The 20015-nt window shown below is 57.9% G+C and carries 11 protein-coding genes; 10 read left to right on the forward strand and 1 reads right to left on the reverse strand.

Annotated elements, in window-relative coordinates:
* Window positions 1-6: 6 nt before the first annotated feature.
* From J7I12_RS01050 to J7I12_RS01095, 10 genes are all read left to right on the forward strand, one after another.
* Window positions 7-1218 carry a CpaE/TadZ family protein gene (locus tag J7I12_RS01050; protein ID WP_303193184.1) on the forward strand — a complete coding sequence of 404 codons (1212 nt, stop codon included), beginning with the start codon at window positions 7-9 and terminating at the stop codon, window positions 1216-1218.
* Between the two features lie 2 nt (window positions 1219-1220).
* Window positions 1221-2489 carry a TadA family conjugal transfer-associated ATPase gene (locus J7I12_RS01055; RefSeq protein WP_498793872.1) on the forward strand — a complete coding sequence of 423 codons (1269 nt, stop codon included), beginning with the start codon at window positions 1221-1223 and terminating at the stop codon, window positions 2487-2489.
* The gene (locus J7I12_RS01060; protein ID WP_302548831.1) at window positions 2476-3339 is read left to right on the forward strand and encodes a type II secretion system F family protein; all 864 of its coding nucleotides are present in this window, start codon (window positions 2476-2478) and stop codon (window positions 3337-3339) included. Before J7I12_RS01055 ends, J7I12_RS01060 begins: the two co-directional genes overlap by 14 nt.
* A 2-nt stretch (window positions 3340-3341) precedes the next feature.
* Window positions 3342-4238 carry a type II secretion system F family protein gene (locus tag J7I12_RS01065; RefSeq protein WP_302413210.1) on the forward strand — a complete coding sequence of 299 codons (897 nt, stop codon included), beginning with the start codon at window positions 3342-3344 and terminating at the stop codon, window positions 4236-4238.
* Window positions 4239-4247: 9 nt separating this feature from the next.
* Complete coding sequence (locus J7I12_RS01070; RefSeq protein WP_302413211.1) at window positions 4248-4988, forward strand: tetratricopeptide repeat protein; 741 nt, start codon at window positions 4248-4250, stop codon at window positions 4986-4988.
* Window positions 4985-5443 (forward strand): TadE/TadG family type IV pilus assembly protein, encoded by a 459-nt coding sequence (locus J7I12_RS01075; RefSeq protein WP_302413212.1) that lies wholly within the window; start codon window positions 4985-4987, stop codon window positions 5441-5443. The genes J7I12_RS01070 and J7I12_RS01075 overlap by 4 nt, the downstream gene beginning before the upstream one ends.
* An 11-nt stretch (window positions 5444-5454) precedes the next feature.
* A complete protein-coding gene (locus J7I12_RS01080; RefSeq protein ID WP_302413213.1) occupies window positions 5455-6030 on the forward strand; it encodes a TadE/TadG family type IV pilus assembly protein in 576 nt (191 codons plus the stop codon).
* A 16-nt stretch (window positions 6031-6046) separates the two neighbouring features.
* On the forward strand, window positions 6047-7441 hold the full coding sequence (locus J7I12_RS01085; RefSeq protein WP_302548833.1) for a glycosyltransferase: 1395 nt from the start codon (window positions 6047-6049) through the stop codon (window positions 7439-7441).
* Window positions 7442-8243: 802 nt separating this feature from the next.
* Complete coding sequence (locus J7I12_RS01090) at window positions 8244-16301, forward strand: beta strand repeat-containing protein (protein ID WP_487125606.1); 8058 nt, start codon at window positions 8244-8246, stop codon at window positions 16299-16301.
* Window positions 16302-16384: 83 nt separating this feature from the next.
* Window positions 16385-18091 carry a hypothetical protein gene (locus J7I12_RS01095; protein WP_303193138.1) on the forward strand — a complete coding sequence of 569 codons (1707 nt, stop codon included), beginning with the start codon at window positions 16385-16387 and terminating at the stop codon, window positions 18089-18091.
* A gap of 209 nt (window positions 18092-18300) precedes the next feature.
* Here J7I12_RS01095 and J7I12_RS01100 read toward each other — a convergent pair whose 3' ends face one another.
* The gene (locus J7I12_RS01100; RefSeq protein WP_487125604.1) at window positions 18301-19938 is read right to left on the reverse strand and encodes a TadE/TadG family type IV pilus assembly protein; all 1638 of its coding nucleotides are present in this window, start codon (window positions 19936-19938) and stop codon (window positions 18301-18303) included.
* Between the last annotated feature and the right edge of the window lie 77 nt (window positions 19939-20015).

A 20015-nucleotide genomic window follows, 5' to 3' on the forward strand; every position in this document is an offset into this window, starting at 1 on the left:
GAAGCAATGAGCAACGCGTTTGAAGGGCGGGGCGAAGACGCCGCGCAGATGTTTCAGGAAGAAGGGCTCAAAACGGCGCTGCTGTTGTCGGGCGAAACGGCTTTTGCCCAGATTCGGCCCGGCCTTGAGGCAGGCTGCATCCCCGTGGGGTTTTGTCTGGATGTGGGGGCAAAGACAGATTTTCTCAAGCACCTGACGCCGGCCAATCTGGCGGGTCATTGCGCCGTGGTGCTCGATGTTTCCCGCCAGGGTTCGCCCCTGGCGCTGCTGCGCGAGCTGCGGGAGCGCTGCCCCGCCCAGATGAAGATCGTGGCCATCGGCAGCGCCAATGACCTCGGATTCTATCGGCAGGCTTTGGCCGCCGGCGCGGATGAATATTTTGCGCAGCCCCTGCCCGTGGACGAATTGCTGCAGGCCATGCGGACGCTGCTTAACCTGGACGCTGCGGCCTGCCCCTTGCGCCTGGGCCGCATGGTCGCCGTGTTCGGCACGCACGGCGGCGCCGGGGCGGGTACGGTGGCGGCTGGGCTGGCCCAGATGTTTGCGCTGGAGCACGGCCGCAGCACGGCGCTGGTGGACTCCAATACCCTTTCCCCCACGGCGGGCAGCGCCGTGGGCAGCGATTTGCCCGGAAACCTGGGTCTTCTGCTGGACGAAGCTGAGGAAATAGACAGCGTGCTGGTAGATCAGATCATCCAGCGCCCCGTGGAGGACCTTGCCCTGCTGGACGGTTATGACGGCATAGACGTGCAGCGCTCCATCAAATCCGCCAATGTGGAGGCCCTTATCGAGCTTCTGGGCAACCGCTACCGCTACCAGGTCTGGCGGGTCAACGGCGGGTCGGGCGCGCTGAAGCCCCTGGTGCTCAAGCAGGCGGATATTGTGCTGCTGGTGCTGGGGGGAGCCTTGCCGTCGGCCCGGGCCGTGCCCGACGTGGTGCAGTGGCTGGGAGAGCATAATCCCGGCGCGCGGCTGATCCTGGTCTACAATACGCCGTCGCCCAATCCGCCGGTGCCGGCGGAGTCTTTTGAAGATCTTACTGGACGTAAAATACATTTTACCATCCCATACCAAAAGACTTTTGGCGAAGATCAGTTGAAGAATGTTCGCTTTAATCAGCCTTCTCACTGTATGCATAAAATTTTTTCGTCCATAACAAATGATATTCTTGGCGTGCAGTGTCATCACTGCAGTTGGCTGCGGAGGCTCTTTAAATGAGTATGAGCAGGCAGAACAAGATTTCTGATGAAACGCACCAGCGTATCCGCACCTATATTATCGAGCAGGTGGACGCCGAAAGTGCGCTCAAAATGGACCCCCGCGTGCTGGAGCGCACCGTGGGTAAAATTGTGGCTGAGGCCGTAGCGGAAATGCGGCTGTTTCTTAATGGCTACGAACAGCGTGCGCTGACTCGTGAGATCGTGGACGATATGGTGCGGCTGGGGCCCATTCAGCCTTGCATGGACGACCCGCAGGTCAACGACGTGCTGGTCAACGGCACGGATCAGGTGCTGGTGGAGCGCGCGGGCAAGCTGGAGCTCACCAAGCACAAGTTTCGCGACCACAACCACCTGCTCAACCTGGCCCAGCGCATTGCCAGCGCCGTGGGCAGGCGCATAGACGAATCTTCGCCCATGGTGGACGCCCGCCTGGCCGACGGCAGCCGCGTGAACATCGTGGGGCCGCCCCTGGCCCTGGACGGCATCTACATTTCCATCCGTAAATTTTCCCGTACGGTCATGACCCTGGATTCGTATGTGGAAAAGGGCTGCATGTCCCGGCGTATGGCGGATTTTCTGCACCTTGCGGCCAAAGCGCGGCTGAACATTCTGGTTTCCGGCGGCACGGGGTCGGGCAAGACCACCATGCTCAATGCCCTTTCGCAGCACATTTCGCGCTCCGAGCGCATCATCACCATTGAGGACGCGGCGGAACTGCGCCTGGACCAGCCCTTTGTCATCCGGTTGGAAACGCGCCCGCCCAGCATTGAAGGCAAGGGCGAGGTGACCCAGCGCGACCTTTTGCGCAACGCCCTGCGCATGCGGCCCGACCGCATTCTGCTGGGCGAAGTGCGTGGCGCCGAAGCCTTTGACATGCTTCAGGCCATGAACACGGGTCACGACGGTTCCTTGTCCACCGTGCACGCCAACACGCCAGAGGATGCCCTGCTGCGGCTGGAGAACATGCTCAATATGGGCGCGCACGCCATGACCTCCGCCCTGGTGCGGCGTCAGCTTTCCAGCGCGTTGGATCTGCTGGTGCAGGTAGAGCGCGACATTACGGGCATGCGGCGCGTTACGCACATTTCCGAAGTGGTGGCTGAAGGGCCGGACGATGTGGCCTGCCGACACATCTTTGCGTTCCGGCGTAAGGCCGAGGGCGGCGGAGAATTTGTGCGCACAGACTACCAGCCGGACTATGACCGCAAAATGATGGCCTCTGAAGTGTACGAAGCCTATCAGGAGGTGATCGGCCGTGACGCTTACTGAACTGCTGCTCATTCTGCTGGTGCTGACGCTGGTGTTGTTTTTTCTGCGCATGAGCCGGCAGCGCAAAAAAAACGCGCTCTACGCGCGGCTGGATTTTCTGCGTCCTGCCCAGAAGGCGGAGGCCGGCACAAGTCGTATCCCCTGGCAGGAGCTGTCCAAACCAGAGGTGCGCATTGCCGCCGCAGGCGTGGTTGTTTCTCTGGCCGTGGCCTTTTTCTTTAATCTGCCGGTCTGGAGTCTGGTGCTGCTGCTCTGCATCGTTTGCCCGGCGGCCTGGTTTCTGGTTCGTCGGTACCGTCTGCGGCGCTTTCGGGCGGAGTTCGCGGAGCGCTTCCCTGAGGCCGTGGACAGCCTCACCCGCGCGGTTCAGGCAGGCGTCCCGCTGGAGCGGGCCCTGGCTTCCATCGGGGCCATCTTTGAGGGTGAAATGGCCCACCGCTTTCAGCACCTGGTGCAGCAGATGGAGATAGGCGTTTCCTTCAAGGAGGCCCTGGACGCCTTTGCCGCAGGGCTGGATTTGCCGGACGTGGACTATTTTTGCGCCGTGCTTGTGCTGCACCGCGAAACCGGCAGTCAGATCACCCCCATGCTCCTTTCCTTAAGCAGAACTCTGAGCGAACGGCGAGTGGTTGCCCGCAAGCTCAAGGCTCTTACGGCGGAATCGCGCGCGGCCGCCAGGGTGCTGTCTTTTCTGCCCCTGTTCATCATCGGTCTGCAGGCGCTGCTTAACCCGCAGCAACTGCAGTTTCTTATCAACGATCCTCTGGGACGCATCGTTATTGGGTACTGCACGCTGAGTATGGCTGCGGGCATCCTGATTATCCGGCGCATGTCCCGCTTGTCGGATTAGCTATGCGTTTGCACCACATCCTTCTTTTTGTGCTCCCTGTGGCGGCCGTGTTGCTGTATGGCGTGGCCGCGCGGCGCATGCGCCGCGCCCGCGTGCTGCACCGCCTGCTTCGGCAGACGGAAGGCGCTGCGCAGGAGAAAAAAAAGAACACGGAATGGCAGATCTGGCTTAAGGCTTTGGCCGTTCCCCTGGCGGGCAGAAAAGAACGGGCCGCCCTGAGCGAAAAACTTGTCTGGGCGGGGTTGCGCACCAACTGGGCTTTGGACGCTTTTTTGGCGGGCAAGCTGTTGCTGGTGCTGCTGACCGTGGCGGCCGGGTATTTCTTTTTTGAAATTCAGATAACGCATCTGCTGGCCCGCCCCTTTGCCTTGCTCAAATATCTGGTGACCATATTTGTGGCGGCCCGTCTGCCGGATTGGTGGCTGGCCAATCAGGTCAAAAAACGGCGCGCCAAAATCAGCCAGAGCGTGCCGCAGGCCATCGACCTGCTGACCATCTGCGTGGAGTCCGGCGTCAGCCTGGAAGAATCTTTTGGCCGCGTGGCCACCAACATTGTCGCCCGCGCGCCGGAGATCGCCCAGGAGCTCGGCACCACCCGCTCGGAAATGCTGGTGATCAACCGGAATGAAGCGCTGAAGCGGCTGGAAAAACGGTGCGGCGTGCGTGAGCTGGAAAAGCTGGCCGGCACGCTCACCCAGTCCCTGCAGTACGGCACGCCCATTGTGGAAGCCCTGCGCGGCATCGCGGCCGAAAGCCGCGCCGAGCAGATGTCCAGCCTGGAGGAAAAGGCCGGCAATATTGCCGCCCGTGTCGGCATTCCGTTGATTGTTCTGGTGCTTTTTCCCCTGGTGGCGCTGATCGCGGCGCCGGCGGCCATTAACCTGATCCGCGTTTTTTAGGAGGCGGCTATGCGCATTGTGTATTGTCTTGTTCTGGCTCTGCTCATGACCGGCTGCGCGTCCAGCCACTCAACCCAGAGGGCTGACGCCAACCTGGCGCAGCTGGACAATTCCTGGGAGTCCAACCTGCGCATCATCAAGGCCGCCGAGGCCAGCGGCTCCGTGGATGTGGCGCTGAACACGGCCCTGAAAGAGCTGCAGACCCGCCCCAAGAACGATGAGGCCCGCATTGTGGCCGCCAGGCTGCAGACGCGCAAGGGGCGTCCCAAACAGGCCTTGACCCTGCTGGAGGCCCTCTCCGGGCCGCCCTCGGCCGAGTCCTGGCTGGAAAGGGGCCGGGCCTTGCTGGCTATGGAAAAGATTTCCGAAACCGGCGAGGCGCTCAAAAACGCCGTGGATACCAAGCCCTCCCCGGCCGTTATGCGCGAGGTGCTCAAGCTGCAGGCCATTTGCCTGGATATTGCGGGCAAGCACAACGATGCGCAGGGCATTTACACCGACCTGCTGGCGGAAAAAGACGAGCCCGGCGTGCGCTATAATCTGGGCAGATCATTTTATGCCAGTAAAAAGTACAGCGATGCCGTCACCGCGCTTATGCCCATTGTGGAGGTGAAGCTCCTGCCGCAGGCGCGGTTGCTGGCCGCTGCGGCCATGGTCAAAAGCAATGACCGTCAAGGGGCGCGCAGCCTGCTGGAAGGCCATGTGCCCGCCGCTGAGATCGACAAGATTATCGGAGGCGTCAGGTCATGACGCGCCTGTGGCGGGATAAGCGCGGCGTTATCGCCGTGGAATTCGCCCTGTGCGTAGCGGTGTTCATTGCCGTGTTTCTTATGAGCGTGGAGGTGTTTCGGGTGCAGATGGCCTCCATGCTGCTGGAGCGTTGCGTTTCTGATATCGCTTACCAGAGTCGTTTGCAGTACGGCCAGGGCTTCCAGAGCATTGTCAGGAGCGTTCTCAAGGACAGAAACTACATGTTTTTTGATCCTGACGACGTCAAGGTTACGGCGCGCAATGCAGAGGATTTTGCCCTGCTGGCGCGCGGGGGCGGCACTACCGGCGCGGTGGGAGCCTCCCGGGTGGTGCGGTTGAAGCTGGAGGCGAACTTGAGCATCTTTAAAGATTTTTTGCCCGACCCCTGGCAGATAACCCGTACCATTTACTACTATTATCAAAATGAAGACTCGGCCAAGGCCCTGGACTACTGACGGAGCGTCGCATGCGGGCATTATTGCGTCACGAGGCCGGCAGCATAGCCATAGAATTGGGTTTTATGCTCCCCATTTTCTTCTTGGTCATGTGGTTTGGCGCAGAGGCGGCCTACCATTTTCGCATTGAAACCAGGCTGCACCGCGCCACGGCCACGCTGGCCGAGATACTCGCCAACGTCAATGTGGACAAGGACGTGGAGGTGGCCCCGGCCATCGTCCAGCAGGCCAACGAGGTCAAAGAGATGCTGGAAGAAATGATGGGAGAGGAAAACGACGGTTCGGTGGGCGTGCAGATTGATTTTCTGGATACTGCCCTGGTCAATGTGGATCCAGAAGATCTGGACGAATCCCGGGTCATATCCTTCAGCGTCAAGCGCGGCATTTCTTGCGACCGGAAGGGCACGGTTCCGGATCTCACAAAGATGATCTGGCCCAACGGCAATCTGACCACGGAAGACAACGCCTCCAAGGCCATGCTGGTGCGGGTGGAGGGCTGCTACAAGCCCAAAGACCGATCAGGCCTTATGGACCTGACATTTCCCAAATCTTATTACAGCAATTTTGTAGTATTACGTAAAAGATAGGTGGGGCGCACCTCTAATGAACATACTTTTCATCCACCAGAATTTCCCCGGCCAGTATGTGCACCTGGCGTCCTACATGGGCGCGCGGGCGGGCAATACCGTGGTCTGCATAGGGGAGGAGAGCAACATCGTGCAGCGGGGCACGCTTCCCGGCGTCACCACTTTGGCCTACCAGACGCCGCAGGGGGCCGGGCCGGAAACGCACCACTATCTGCAGTCTACAGAGGCCGCCGTGCGGCGCGGCCAGGCCGTGGCCCGCGTGCTGCTGGAGATCCGCGAAAAAGGCTTTATCCCCGACGTGGTCTGCGCCCACCCCGGCTGGGGCGAAGCCCTGTTTGTGCGTGACGTGTTCCCCAGGGCAGCCGTCCTGATGTTTTGCGAATACTATTTTCATGCCGGGCAGGCCGACCTGCAGTTTGATCCGGAGTTCACCTACACGCTGGACTTCAGCTTCAGCGTGCGCATCCGCAATTCGGCCCAGCTCATCTCGCTGGCCACGGCCGACGCCTTTGTGAGCCCCATGTACTGGCAGGCCCTGCGCTATCCCCATTTTATGCAGCAGGACATGACCGTTATCCACGACGGCATCAACTGCGCCTACATGGCTCCGGACGACAGCGCTGCACTGACCCTGCAGCCTTTGTCCACCCCTGGCGAAAGCCGGGTGCTGAGCTGCAGCGGCGCGTCGGCCGTTGATGACCAACCGGCCGTGCCTGAGGTGCCGCCCACGGGCGGGGCAGGGCAGGGCGTTCCCGCAGGTCCGCCTCTGGTGCTGCGGCGGACGGACAAGGTCATTACCTACATAGGCCGCAATCTGGAGCCCTACCGGGGGATCCATGTGTTTTTGCGGGCCCTGCCCGAAATCCAGCAGCGGCACCCCGACGCCCACATCCTCATCGTGGGGGCCGACGGCACAAGTTACAGTCCGGCCTTGCCCGAAGGGGAAACCTACAAGGCCAGATACCTCAAAGAAGTGGGGGCACGGCTGGATTTTTCAAAAATCCATTTTCTGGGGCGGATCGCCTACCCGCACTTGCGCGCCCTGTTCCGCATTTCTTCTGTGCACGTCTATCTCACCTATCCCTTTGTGCTTTCGTGGTCCGTACTGGAGGCCATGGCCTGCGGCTGCCTGGTGGCGGCCTCCCGCACGCCGCCGGTGGAAGAGGTGATTCAGGACGGCAAAAACGGCCTGCTGCTGGACTTTTTTGACCGTCAAGGCCTGGTAGATCTGATGGATGCGGCCCTGAGCCGACCGGAGAGCTTTGCCCCGCTGCGCCGCAACGCCCGGCAGACCGTTGTGGATACCTATGAACTGGAAAACTGCCTGACGCGGCATGTGGCCTTGCTGCACCAGGTTTATGAAAACAAGCGCAAAAAACTGGCCCAAGCCATGTGCGGGCCGGGGTTTTAGAGCGGTTAGCGAATGAAATGAGCTAACTGCTCTGCAAGGATTTTCTTGAAAATCCTTGCCACGAAATGCGAGAAGGCAGGCTTTTGCCTGCCGTAAGCGAGCATTTCAAGTGTTAAATGCTCTAGCGTCTGCGCCGCTGCGTGCAACCCGGCGCGGCAGAGCGACAACGTTTTTCCGGCGCGCCTGCAACAGCAGCCCGGCGTCGGCCGCCCCGTGGCGGAAAGAACACATCCGCGCCCTGTGCGCGGCGGCAGTAACGGCCTTGGGGACCGTGCGGAGGGATTCATGTTCAGGCTAGAGCAAGATAAAACTTTTATAAAAATGGAATGCAAATTTATTTACAATTTCAGCGCCACGCGGAACGCCCCGGAGACGGCCAGCATGCCCCATGCTGCGCCGCTCCTCGCGGATTTTGCACAGAGTCCGCGATCTGAAAGCCTTGCAAGACGATTTTGCCTCATCGTTGCGCAATGCTTTCACAGTGAACATCCGCTGGGGGCGGGGGCGCTGCAGGGGCAGACGGCCATAGGCCGCCCTTGCCGCACGCTGGGCCTGCGGGGCCGGATTCGTGCCCTCCCACGAGTCTGGTCCCGCGACCCATACAGGCTTGTTCTGCAACGCGCCGCGCCGCTTGCCCGCCCGCAGGGACGCGTCGGGGCCGACAGTTTGGCGGCCCGCGCCGCGCGGTTGTCCTGTTGTGGCAAAGGCGGACGTTTGTCGGCACGGCATGCCTCCGCCGGTTTTTCCCGGGTCTGACCCGAGTAACGCGCAAATACACCATCATTGTATAAGGGGAGTTTTTATGGCTGCTTTCACGCGAGACGACAAGGACACCATACAGACCCAGCAGGACATTGATTTCGGCAACGGCACGCACAGCATGGTCTTTACGCAAAAGGCCGCCTCCAGCGGTGGCGTTATCACCAAGCAGGGGCTGAACTTCGGCAAGGGCACGGACAAGGTGACGGTTTCTCTGGATGCCGCTGATCAGATCGGCGTGGGCGAGGCCGCCTATATTGATCTGGGCGATGGAAACAATGTGTTTACCGTTGTCGGCGACAGCACCAAGAGCGGCACTGCCGGCATCAAGGGCGGCACAGGCGAGGCTGGGGCCGCTATGGTCCTTGGCGGATCGGGCGGGGACAAAGTGTCTATCAGCGGGGTGGCGATCGGCGTGACCAACGCTCTGGTGGACCTGGGCGACGGCAACAACGTGGTGGACATCAACGCCACTACTGCTGCCCTGGGGGAAGGCGCGGCCATTGTTGCCGGCAAAGGCGCGGACAAGGTGACCCTTACGGGCGCAGTGCAGGGCACGGCAGGTGAGGAATCCGTCATCAATCTGGGCGAAGGAAGCAACAGCCTTACCGTGGTCGGCGCGGTCAGCAATACTGCCATCACCACCGGCGCGGGCGCGGACAAGATCACTATTGACGGTGTTGTGAGCGGGGGCAGCCTTGATGCCGGGGCGGGCAACAACGTCATCGCCGTCAGCGGCGGCCTGAGCGACAACGCCGTGCTTACCACCGGCAAAGGCGCGGACAAGATCAGCATCGGCGGCACGGTGCAGCAGGCCATCATCAACACGGGCGACGGCAACGACAGCCTTGCCCTGGACACGGTGACAACTTCCACCGTTACCCTTGGCCTCGGTAAAGACACGGTCACCATCAACAACTTGGGAGACAACTCGCGATTGACCCTGGGCGCTGGAGGCAACAAGGTCACTGTGGGCAAGGTGGACACGGCTTCCACCATTTCTCTGGGCGCGGGCAACGATACCCTCTACATTGCCGAAGCCCTGGGGACCGGCGCTGTGATTGACGGCGGCTCGGACGACGCCAGCCCGAAAAAAAACATGGACTTGCTCAATGTAAGTCAGCGGGCCGCCCTGACCCTGAGCGACATCTACGGGGAAGGGAGCATCAAGGGCTTTGAGGCCATTGACCTTACGGACAAATCCGCTGGCGGCCTGTATGTGCGCACTGCCGACGTGCAGACGGCGCGGAGCAAGGTCGTCATGGACGACCTGAGCGGGCTCAAGGTCAGCCTGAACAAAAAGTTTGTGGACGGCGAGGGTACAAACAGCCTGTCCGCCCTGTTGCAGACGGCTGACGCCAACATCCTGCGCGTTCACGGTGATACTTCCGACACCGTATATTTTGAGAGCGGCTGGAGCCAGGTCGGCACGGTCAAGGTCAGCGGCACAACCTATAACATCATTGCCACAACCTCCGTCGACAGCGACGGCCAGCAGCGGTTGAAGGCTGCTCCGCAGGTTATGCTGGTAAAAAGCGGCCTCAAACTCGCCTACAATGTGGCCGACGCCAACCTTACCCTGCGTTCCGCCGACAACGAAAGCCTGACGTATGCACTGGACGTGCTGGCTGTGGACGGGCTCACAAAGCAGGATATTACGGATAATGTCAGCGTGACGGGGGGCGACATTCAGGCTGCAACTCTTGTCTATAATAAGGATACGAAAAAATTTACTGCCGGAGGAGATGAGTCCTACGCCACTGTGACTGCCAATGCCGACGGCACCCTGACCGCGACCCTCAATGACAATGTTTACTCCAAAACCAGCTATCAGGCCGCCCTCAAGGCCGCCCAGGCCGAAGCCACGGCGGCGGCCAAGCTTGTTGCCAATAAGAGCGCCCTGCAGAAGGCCGTAACCGCTGCGCAACAGGCTTTGTCCAAAATAACTGATGAGCAATCTGAAGCATATAGCGCAGCATTGGACAAATATAATGACGCAGTGGCCGCTTTAAACGCCGCAAAAGCCAAAAGCGACAGCCTCGCAGAAGTTGCGCAAAAGCTGGCCAACAGCCAGGATGCGGAAGGCAATGACGTCATCATTATAGACGATGCTGTGCTGGCAAAGGGCGCTGACGTGCAGTACGCATACACGGCGGACGGGAATACCTACACCCGCACCGTGCACGTCAATGTGGACGAAGGCAGCTCCTACCGGCTGGAAAGCTCCACCAAAGGCTCCCTTTACCAGGCCACAGGCGACGACGTCTACAAAATCACCGGCTCCGCCAGCAACGGCGACGAAACCGTCTCCATCAACGGCGCGCTCTTAAAGGGCTCAAAAATCGACCTGGCCGCCGGGGAAAATACGCTGGAGGTGGGCATCATCGGCGAAGGCGACAAAAAAACCGCCACCACAGCCACCATCACGGCCAAGGGCGTTAACGACATCACCGCCCAGGGCCTGACCAATGCCGCCATGACCCTCAACGGCGGCAACGATACCGTCACCATCCAGGCCGAAGGCCTTGACGATGACGATGCCCTCATCAAGTGGTCCAGCATCAAACTCGGCGCGGGCAACAACACCCTCGTCGCCAGCACCGAAACCGCCGGAAAGGAATATTCCGGATACGCCGCCATAGGGGTCACCATCATAGGCGGCAACGATGCCTCCACCATCTCGCTCACTGCAAAAAACGGCGTTGATGCAACCAAAATCACCACGGGAAACGGCGATGACGTTATCGGCGTGTATTCCATGGGTAGAGATGAAGTCTCTGGCCAAGCAGAACGTCACCCCCTGGGCACAAGTACCGCCACCTACGGAAGCCAGACGGCCTTGGGGGCGGGCAGCGTCATCAATGCCGGCAACGGCAACAATGAAGTTGTGGTTTCCGTACTCAAGGGCACGGCCATGGCCAGCAAGTCGCAGGTGATAACGGGCTCCGGCAACGACACCATCTCCATCCTGGGCGACCAGGTACCCATTAATTCGGGGTCAGACTTAACAGGCCATAGCACCGGCCTTTCCGGCGCATCTGTCAATGCCGGAAACGGTGACAACGTTGTGCACATTCAGGCCAAGTATGGCATGTACAGCGAAACGAACAGCGCTGGCAAAGTAACGGCCCAGGCCTCGCTGAAAACTGGCACGGGCAATGATAGTGTCTACATCAACGCTGCGGATCCGGTAAATGCCAATATTTATGGCAATGGCGGCAGGGGCAACAGCGTGGGCATGAGCAATGCTGTGTACACGGATGCGGGCGGCAACAACACTTTTGGCATCAATGCCACAGGTGGTGCGGCCATTGCCATGTACAACAGCTCGGTCACGCTTGGTGCAGGCAATGATTTTGTTGATATTTTTGCCAAATACTATTCCATACCATGGGGCTCCACTCCTTCCTATGCCCTGTATGGAAAATCATTGCTAAACGTAGGGGCTGGCGACGATTCCGTGCATCTCACAGGAGCTATTGAGGGGCTTGATTCACGCAATGTAAGCACTGTAAATCTCGGACATGGGAACAATACGCTATATATGGAGAGCAATGCAATGTATATGTCATTGCTTGCTGGAGGAGGAAACGATTCTATAAAAATAGAAAAAGATCCTAATTATAAAACAAAAAGTTATGGTAGTACTGAGATGGTTTTTGGAAACCTGACACACAGTGAGATATCATATACAACAATAGCATTTGGTGACGGCAACAACACATTGAACGCTACCGCCATTATGGACGAAGTTACTATTACGGCCGGAAAGGGCAAGGACGTTATCGACATCACGGGTGAGCTGTCATTCTCCAGCATCAAGGACAGTGCCGGCGATGCCAGCATCGCCGTCACCAGCAATTATGAGGACGCCATTTCCCTGTACTACAGCAGCATCACCACAGGGTCTGGACACGATGCGGTCACTATCGACAATTCCTATAATGCGGACGGCATCGCCATCTTTGGCAGTTCGGCCATAAATGTGGGTGCCGGCAATGACACGGTGACCATCAAGGGCGATGTTCTGGCGCAGAAAATTGAAAACAAAACCTCAATCAACCTGGGCGCGGGCAACAACGAATTGACCATTGACGGCGATGTGGGCTTTTCGCGCTACTACGACCCCAGAAACAGCGTATGGATAGAAAGCCCCACCAAGAGCGGCGTGGTCACCATTGTCGGTGGCGCGCAGTCGGACACCATCAGCATCACCGGCAGCATTATGGGAGCCAGCATTGATGCCGGTGCGGGCAACGACAGTGTTTCTATTGGTCAGAAACTCGGCGCCATGACAGACCTCAAAGGCGGCAAGGGCACGGATACCCTGAACATCTCCGGCCTCGGCATGCAGGTGGACGAAACCATGTACACCCTGCGCGGCGACAAGGGCACGATCACCGGCGATGCGCAAACCCTTTCCGGCTTTGAAGTGCTGGATATCAGCCGAGAAGACGGCGCAGGCACGCGCCTTGTGATCACCGGCGATGACGTTACCGCCATGCTCAAGGGCGAGGCTGCCGTCAAAGTATCCAGCGGCGGCAAGACATACAGCGCCTCGCTGGTCATCAATGGCTCCACGCAGGATTCCTACATGCTGGGCCTGGGCTGGAGCACTATTGGCACAACGATCTGGAACGGCGGGCAATACAATATTCTGGAATGGTCCGGCGGCACGGCTAAAAGATATGTTTTGATCAGCCAGGACGTTGCGTACAACGAAATGTCCAGAATTTCGGACGAGAACTTGTCCTCCTTGGTCGACGGGCAGGCTTGCGAATTCTACGATATCAGCCTTGACCAGGCTTTGCTGAACAGAGCATTGGGCAGCCTTAAATCCACCACGCTCACGCTGGGCGATGGAGCGGACTCACTCACTGTGGCGGAGGGAGAGGCGGCCGGAGCTGACGGCAAGACGGAGTTTTCCTCCATCAATATGGGGGGCGGCAATGACACGCTGCGGTTGCAATCCGCCAAAGGCACGAGCATTGAGCTGGGTTCCGGCAACAATGAGCTTGCGGTCAGCACCTCCGGAACCAGCCTTACAATCTCCAGCGGTGCGGGAGCTGACAGCGTAACTATTGCAGCTCTGGCAAATTCCACCCTTAATCTGGGCGCAGGCGAGAACACGCTTGCGTTGTCTGCCGGTGAGAATATTACGGTTACCTTGGGGCAAGACAAGGACAATGTTACCCTGGGGGATGTGGAAAACGCCAAAATCGAGCTTGGCGGCAGCGCGGGAGGGGCGGATAGCGTGCATGTTACCGGAGATACGGAAGACCTGTATATCTCCAACACTGCAGGCAGCACCGAATTGACCATTGACGGCGGCAAGCTGCAGCAGGGGCTCAACGTTTACATGGGCTCGGGGCGTGACACCCTGAATGTGGGCAGCGAAGATGTCGCGGCCATTTTGAATGATGCCTACATCAATGTTGGCCGTCCGGTGTTTGACAACAGCGGCAATGTCAATAACGACGCCAGTGGCAATGTGGTCAATATGTATCTGCAGAAGGTGGTTGCCGCCAGCAACACGGACCTTACCGTAGCCATTGCCGGCAACGTGTCTTCCGGCAACATTCAGATGGTTACCCCGTCGGATATCCCGGCAGGACAAAAAGCCTTCATGAACATGCAGCTCGGCTCCACAAACAAAGAGGAAGTATCCTACTTTAAGGATACGGACATCACCTTCACGGCCGGGCAGAATACGCTCTCCGTCCTGGGCGTGACCGAACTGAACAACAGCAGTCTGAAGTTTGAGGCACAGTCCACCAACTCCATCACCATGGGCATGGTTAAGGACAGCACCAACGCGATGGTGACGGATCCAGACAGTACCCTCTACTTCGACAACGTCACCATAGAATTTGAAGGCAGCAATTCCAGCACCCTGAATATGCAGGGTACGGACAACTTCAATCACAGACTGAACATCATCAATGGCGTCAGCGGCTCCATCAATCTGGGCAACGGCAATGACACCATTGAATATTCCACAGGCAGCGGCTCATCAAAGATAAGCATGGGAGCCGGCAACGACTCCATTTCGGTCACCACAGGAACAGGAACCAGAGCTCCGCAGATTTATATGGGAGAAGGCAACGACACCATTAATGTAAACGGCAGGGGCAACATAGGCAGCTACTGCAATGGCGGAGCGGGGACGGACTGGCTCATCGGCCTCGGCGGCATGGGTTCCTATATTGATGGCATGGGAAGTACAAAAGCTCTCAGCCTGGCCAGCTCACTCGGGTCGGAGATAGAGTTCTTCGATCTTTCCGAGGGGCGCGCTTCGGAAAGCGACCGGTTTCTCCTCAGGTTCACCGACGCGTATGCCGTGCAGTCGTATGGCTCTGACAGCTTCGCCTATACGGTCACCCTTGCCGGAGGCGGCACGGCGAACTTCAATGACAACGCGCCGCGCGTCGTAGGCAAGGAAGGGGATTCCTTCATTATGGATTCCAACTGGTCGCTGATCGGCACCACAACCGTCAGCCGCAGAACCTGGTACGTCCTGCAGGTAACCAATACTGCGGGCGTGGATTCCCGGGTGCTGCTTGATACGGCCACTTTCAGCCAGTTTGAAACGGAGGACGGCGGAACCTCCATTGCGGAAGGAGAAAACATCTACGGCAAGAGCATTACGCTGAATGACGTGCTTGCCGGCGCAATAGGGGATGTGCGTTATTCGTCCATAGTGGCCACTACGGGCCTCCCCAGCACAAGCACCATCGGGTTGCTTGACTTTTCAAGCGTCACGGTGGGTGCGGGCGACGACGACCTGAACGTTACGGGAACGGTGGCAAACTCCACCATCTCTCTGGGCGACGGGCACAATAGCCTCTCAATTAACAGCGACGTCACCAGCAGCTTCATTTACAGCGGGTCCGGCGACGACAGCCTGCATTTTGCGACCACGGGCTACAGTTACGCCACCGTCGATATGGGAGACGGAAACAACAGTCTGGTCGCCGATGGGCAATTCGGCGGAAATATCACCGCAGGCTCCGGAAATGACACTGTCGAACTGGGCGCGCGCTATACCGGCGGCACCATTGATCTTGGAGGCGGCGTCAACACGCTTGTCGCCACGGGAAGTTCGTTTACCACCAGCGCGGACATCCTGGGAGTGCAGAACGTCACCATAGAAGGCTCCTACATCGGCGACATTCTCCTTGAGGAGGGCGACGGCGCGGCTGCTGTCGAAATCGGAGGTGGGGTCGGTGCGAATCACACGGGCGGCACTTCTTACTACCAGACCGAACGCTACAAGATCTCGCTGACCGATGCGGACGATACCGTCACCCTTGGCACCAAGGGCAGCGGCACATCCATCGTCGGTCATACGGAAATAGACCTCGGCGGCGGCACCAACTTACTGAAAATCTATGCAGAAAGTTGGCAGACCAACTATTTCACCCTCAAGGGCACCGTTTCCGAGGGCAGCGAGATCAGTTTCGGCAATACCAGCCAGGATTCCGGCTACAATGCCATAACACTTGACGATGTGACGTTATTTGACGGCTTTACCGTCAATTTCGGCGCTGCCGACGGCATATCGGGCGGCAAGTCGGGCAGGTTGGTTCTGGGCGACAACATCACGGTCGAAGGCTCCGCGGGAGGAGAAACCGGAACGGCGATTTTCCAGGGCAATACGCAACGCGTGGATACGCTGGATATTTCGCAGCACGGCGGTGACATCACCCTCAAGGATGTTCTGGGCGACATCAGCGTGAGCAGCTTTGAGGTAATAACTCTCACGGGCGTTCAGGAAGGATCCGGCAACGGCAGCTATTACGATCCCACCACGGCCGGCAGGCTTACCCTGACCTACGAGGACGTGCAATTGCTCAATGCCGACGAAGTTGGCGAGGAGGTAACCTACTTTGACGCCAGCGGCCTGGAGGCGGCCATCAGCGCCACGGATACTCTTGTAACTGTGGAGGGCTCCTTCAACCTTGATCGCGTGTTTATGGCCGCCGACGACTGGACCGCAGTCGGTTCTTACAGCAATCAGTACGGCACCACAACGCACGATGTGTACGTTTCCAACCAGGATCCCACACTCTACGTCAAAGTGAAGCAAATGACCGTATAATACCGAAACGGCGCAGGGCATGCCATGGCGAACTTTCCGCCGTGGCATGCCCTTGTGCGCCGTAACTGGCCGAAGACGCGAAGTTGAGCCATTGGTTTCTCGCACGGGAAATGGCTGCCCTGCCGTTCGCACCGTCGTTATGGGGTTTGGTTATGAGAAAATGGTTTACAATACTTGGCGACACCCGCGGCGCCATTGCCATCATGGGGGGGCTGTTGCTGGCCCCGGTGATCACCATGATGGCTATAGGCATTCAGTTGACGGACTCCGTCACCAAGCAGACCCGTCTGCTGCAGGCCATGACTTCCGCCGCCTATGCCATAGCCAAGGAAGGTGAAGGTACAGACGCTGCAGACAAAGATAAACTTTTAAATGGATACATAAATGCAAATATTGCTGCAATAAACGAAAGTGAAGACAAGATCACCCTGAAGCGCGTGTCTGTGGATGTACGTACAGAACGCATTTTAGCGTCATACACTCCAAAATCTGTATTTAAAAAATTATTTGATGTAGCATTACCACATACATTTAAAGAAACACAGGTCACTGCCCTGCGCAAGTTCAAACCCATGGAGCTTGTCATCATCATTGACGGATCTTCTTCCGTCAGCGCTATCTTGCCGCAATTGCGCGAAGGCGCGGCAAGAGTGGTAGACGAAGTCTTTAGCGTCACAAAAGAGAATACCTACATCAGCCTTGTGGCTTATTCCAACTATGTGAATATTGGATGGGAATACAAAGATAAACTTATTACTCCGGAATCACGCAAAATTTATTATAAGGAACAGCGCATGGCCCTGCTGGAGCTGGGGCTGGACAACGACCTGCTATCGCCCAACGGCCCTGAGGGGGTGCGCCAGGGAGCCTGCGTACTGCGCCCCAAATATCTGCCGGAGCGGGCCAACGGGGCCATCATAAAGTCTTATGTAGACGACATAGAAGTGCCGCCGGCCTCTCCAGACCAAGGCTTTACCCTGCTCATGGGCGACGGCAGGCCTGTACCGTTGGAAGGCCCCGATGATGGCACTCGCCAACGGGCCACGGAACTGACACATTTGTTCTTTATGCAAGGCTTGGGTGCGCCCAGCGCGACCCATGTAGATAGCGCTCGTCCCTTTTATGTAAAAAACGGGAAAATTACTGACGTTGCCAGCGTTCCACCGGAATATATTGAAGTTGATGAAGACCAGCGCCCCGATAAATTCTATTATTGGGGCCCGACGCACTCCGCCAACAAGAAAATGGGCAAACCCGGCGGCTTGGCCGGCTGGCAGGAAATGAAAAAAAACGGCGTCCAGCTCTACATCCATGTGCCCTGGGACTGCACCACCATGCCCATGCTGGTGGCCTCGCAGGACAAACAGGAGATACTGGAGCGCATAGATATGCTCAAGGATATGTGGACTACAGGTACGGACGAAGGCATAGCTTGGGCCATGCGCATCCTCTCGCCCAACTGGCGCGACATATGGGACAGGGGCAGTTATCCGGCGGACTATCACGACGGCGTGACCACCAAGCGTATTCTGCTTATCGGCGGCTCCATGACGGCGGGCTATTATGAGGAGGGGCGCAACGCCGTTTCAGAAATGTGCAGCCGCATCAAAGAAAACGGCATTGAGCTCTACATCCTTGTGGATCAAAGCGAAAACCCCAATATCCAAAGCCAGCGCATCTACCGCAAGTGTGCGGAGGAAAACTATGTGCTGGCCCCCAGCGCCCAGGCTTTTCCCGAAATGATGGAAAAGATCGCCGCGCGCACCAGTGTGGTGAGTTTGAGCAATTAAGGCTAGGGGGCTATGCCTGTGGCCCATGCGCCGGGGCAGGGCCCGGAACGGGGCAAGGCGCAGATTTTTGTGCGCTTCTGGCGCGTCAGGAGGGTTGGTCTGGTTATGGCGCTGGTTGTGCCTTAAGGGCAGCACCGTATCGCATTACGCCGTAAGCTGCCCGTGCCTGTCCGTCCGGTGCGGGCAGCTGGCGTTTATTTGCCGGCTTTCTAGTTTGTGAGCCGGGCAATCTGCGCCCGGCGACCCAGCATTTCCATATACTCCGGAAGGGCGCTGCTGGAAGGGGCCAGGGTATAGTTTTCTTCAGCGCATTCTTTGTAAATTTTTTCGCTCTGGGCATTAGGACTTTCACTTTTATCCACAAGAATATATATTTCAACGCCATTTTCTTTAAGCCGTTTGCACATTTCTGAGACGGCATTGCGGCTCTCGGTAAAATACCCCTGGGTCATAGAGCCGCCAAGAAGCATGATACGCTTGGTGGTCACGCCGTCATTATAGTCCGCCGGGTAGGCCCCACGATTCCAGATACGCCGCCAGTTAGGAGAAAGCGCCCGCATGGCCCAGGCTATGCCCTCGTCTGTGCCCGTCATCCAACCGCTGCGCAAGGTGTCCAAGCGGTCAAGAATTTCGTCTTTGTCTTGCGAGGCGATGAGCATGGGCATGGTGGAGCAATTCCAAGGCACATGGATGACCTTGTCCTCGGCCACCAGTTCCCCCCAGTTGGGCGATCCGCCCGGCAGACCGAGCTTTTTGCGGGCATTGTGAGTTTTGCCCCAGTAGTGGAATTTTGAAGGGTTGCGAGCTTCATCGGCCCAAGCATAGGGTGTTTTTTTATCCTGGGCAAAACCAATGGTGGCCACATCGCGTACATCGCCGTTATCAAGGTAGAAAGGGCTGTCGCGGTCAACCGTTGTGGCATTCGGCGCGCCGAAGCCGAACTGAAGGAAATACGTAGTCTGGTCGGTGGCCGAATTGGATTCTTCCAGAGGCACAGGCCGCCGATCGTTCATCAGCAGGGTAAAGCCTTCTTCTGGATTTGTTGGTGGAGTTTCAATAAGATCCACATATTTTTTAATAAGCCCCTGCGTGGTCCCTTTGGAGGGTAACAGCATGGGGCGCAGCACGCAGGCCCCTTCCCGTTTGCCTTCCGGCCCTTGGGGGTCCAGCAGGTCGTCAAAGCCATATTGTGCGGTCAGGGCCCTTTGGCTGGCCGTCCATGGTCTGCGCGACTCTGGGGTGATCAGCACATCTTTATATTCCCAGCCGATATTTACATAGCCAGAGTATGCTATCAGACTGATATACGTGTTGTTGTCGCTGACCCCCATGACATCGTCAATAATTCTGGCCGCGCCCTCTTTGAGCTCTGGCAAAATGGCGCTGACGGAAGACGACCCATCAATGACAATGATAAGTTCCAACGGTTTGAAGGCACGTTCTGCCACTACTTGCGATTCTGTTAAAGCCACGGGCAGGGTGACGTCCAATATTCTGTCAAAAATGGATTTTGGTTCAAACCGTGAAATGATGCGGTTGCTGTCTTGGGTTACCATCGTGCACTTGTTGGTGATTTTGTCCCCGCTATCCCGCACGGCGGAAAGATTGGTCAGGATATAGGCGTTCATCAGGCTGTCGTGCTGGGCCGTTGTGGCCGTGCGGCCTTCTTTGGCAATGGCATATGCGGCGCTGGTCTGCGCCTGCACCAGCCTGGTCTGTTTTGTAAGATAACGGGTCACCTCCACGCTTATGGTTAGCATGGTGATGACAGGGGCCAGCAGCAAAGCCCCCATAATGGCGATGGTCCCGCCCTGATGTTGCAACAGTCGCTTGAGTAACAGCCACATGGTCCTGCTCCGAATTCAAACCCTTTATGCACCAAAAGCAGGGCCCGCGCCGGAATAGTGGTGCGAGCCCTGCCATT

The organism is Desulfovibrio diazotrophicus (assembly GCF_902498985.2).
GTDB lineage: Bacteria > Desulfobacterota > Desulfovibrionia > Desulfovibrionales > Desulfovibrionaceae > Desulfovibrio > Desulfovibrio legallii.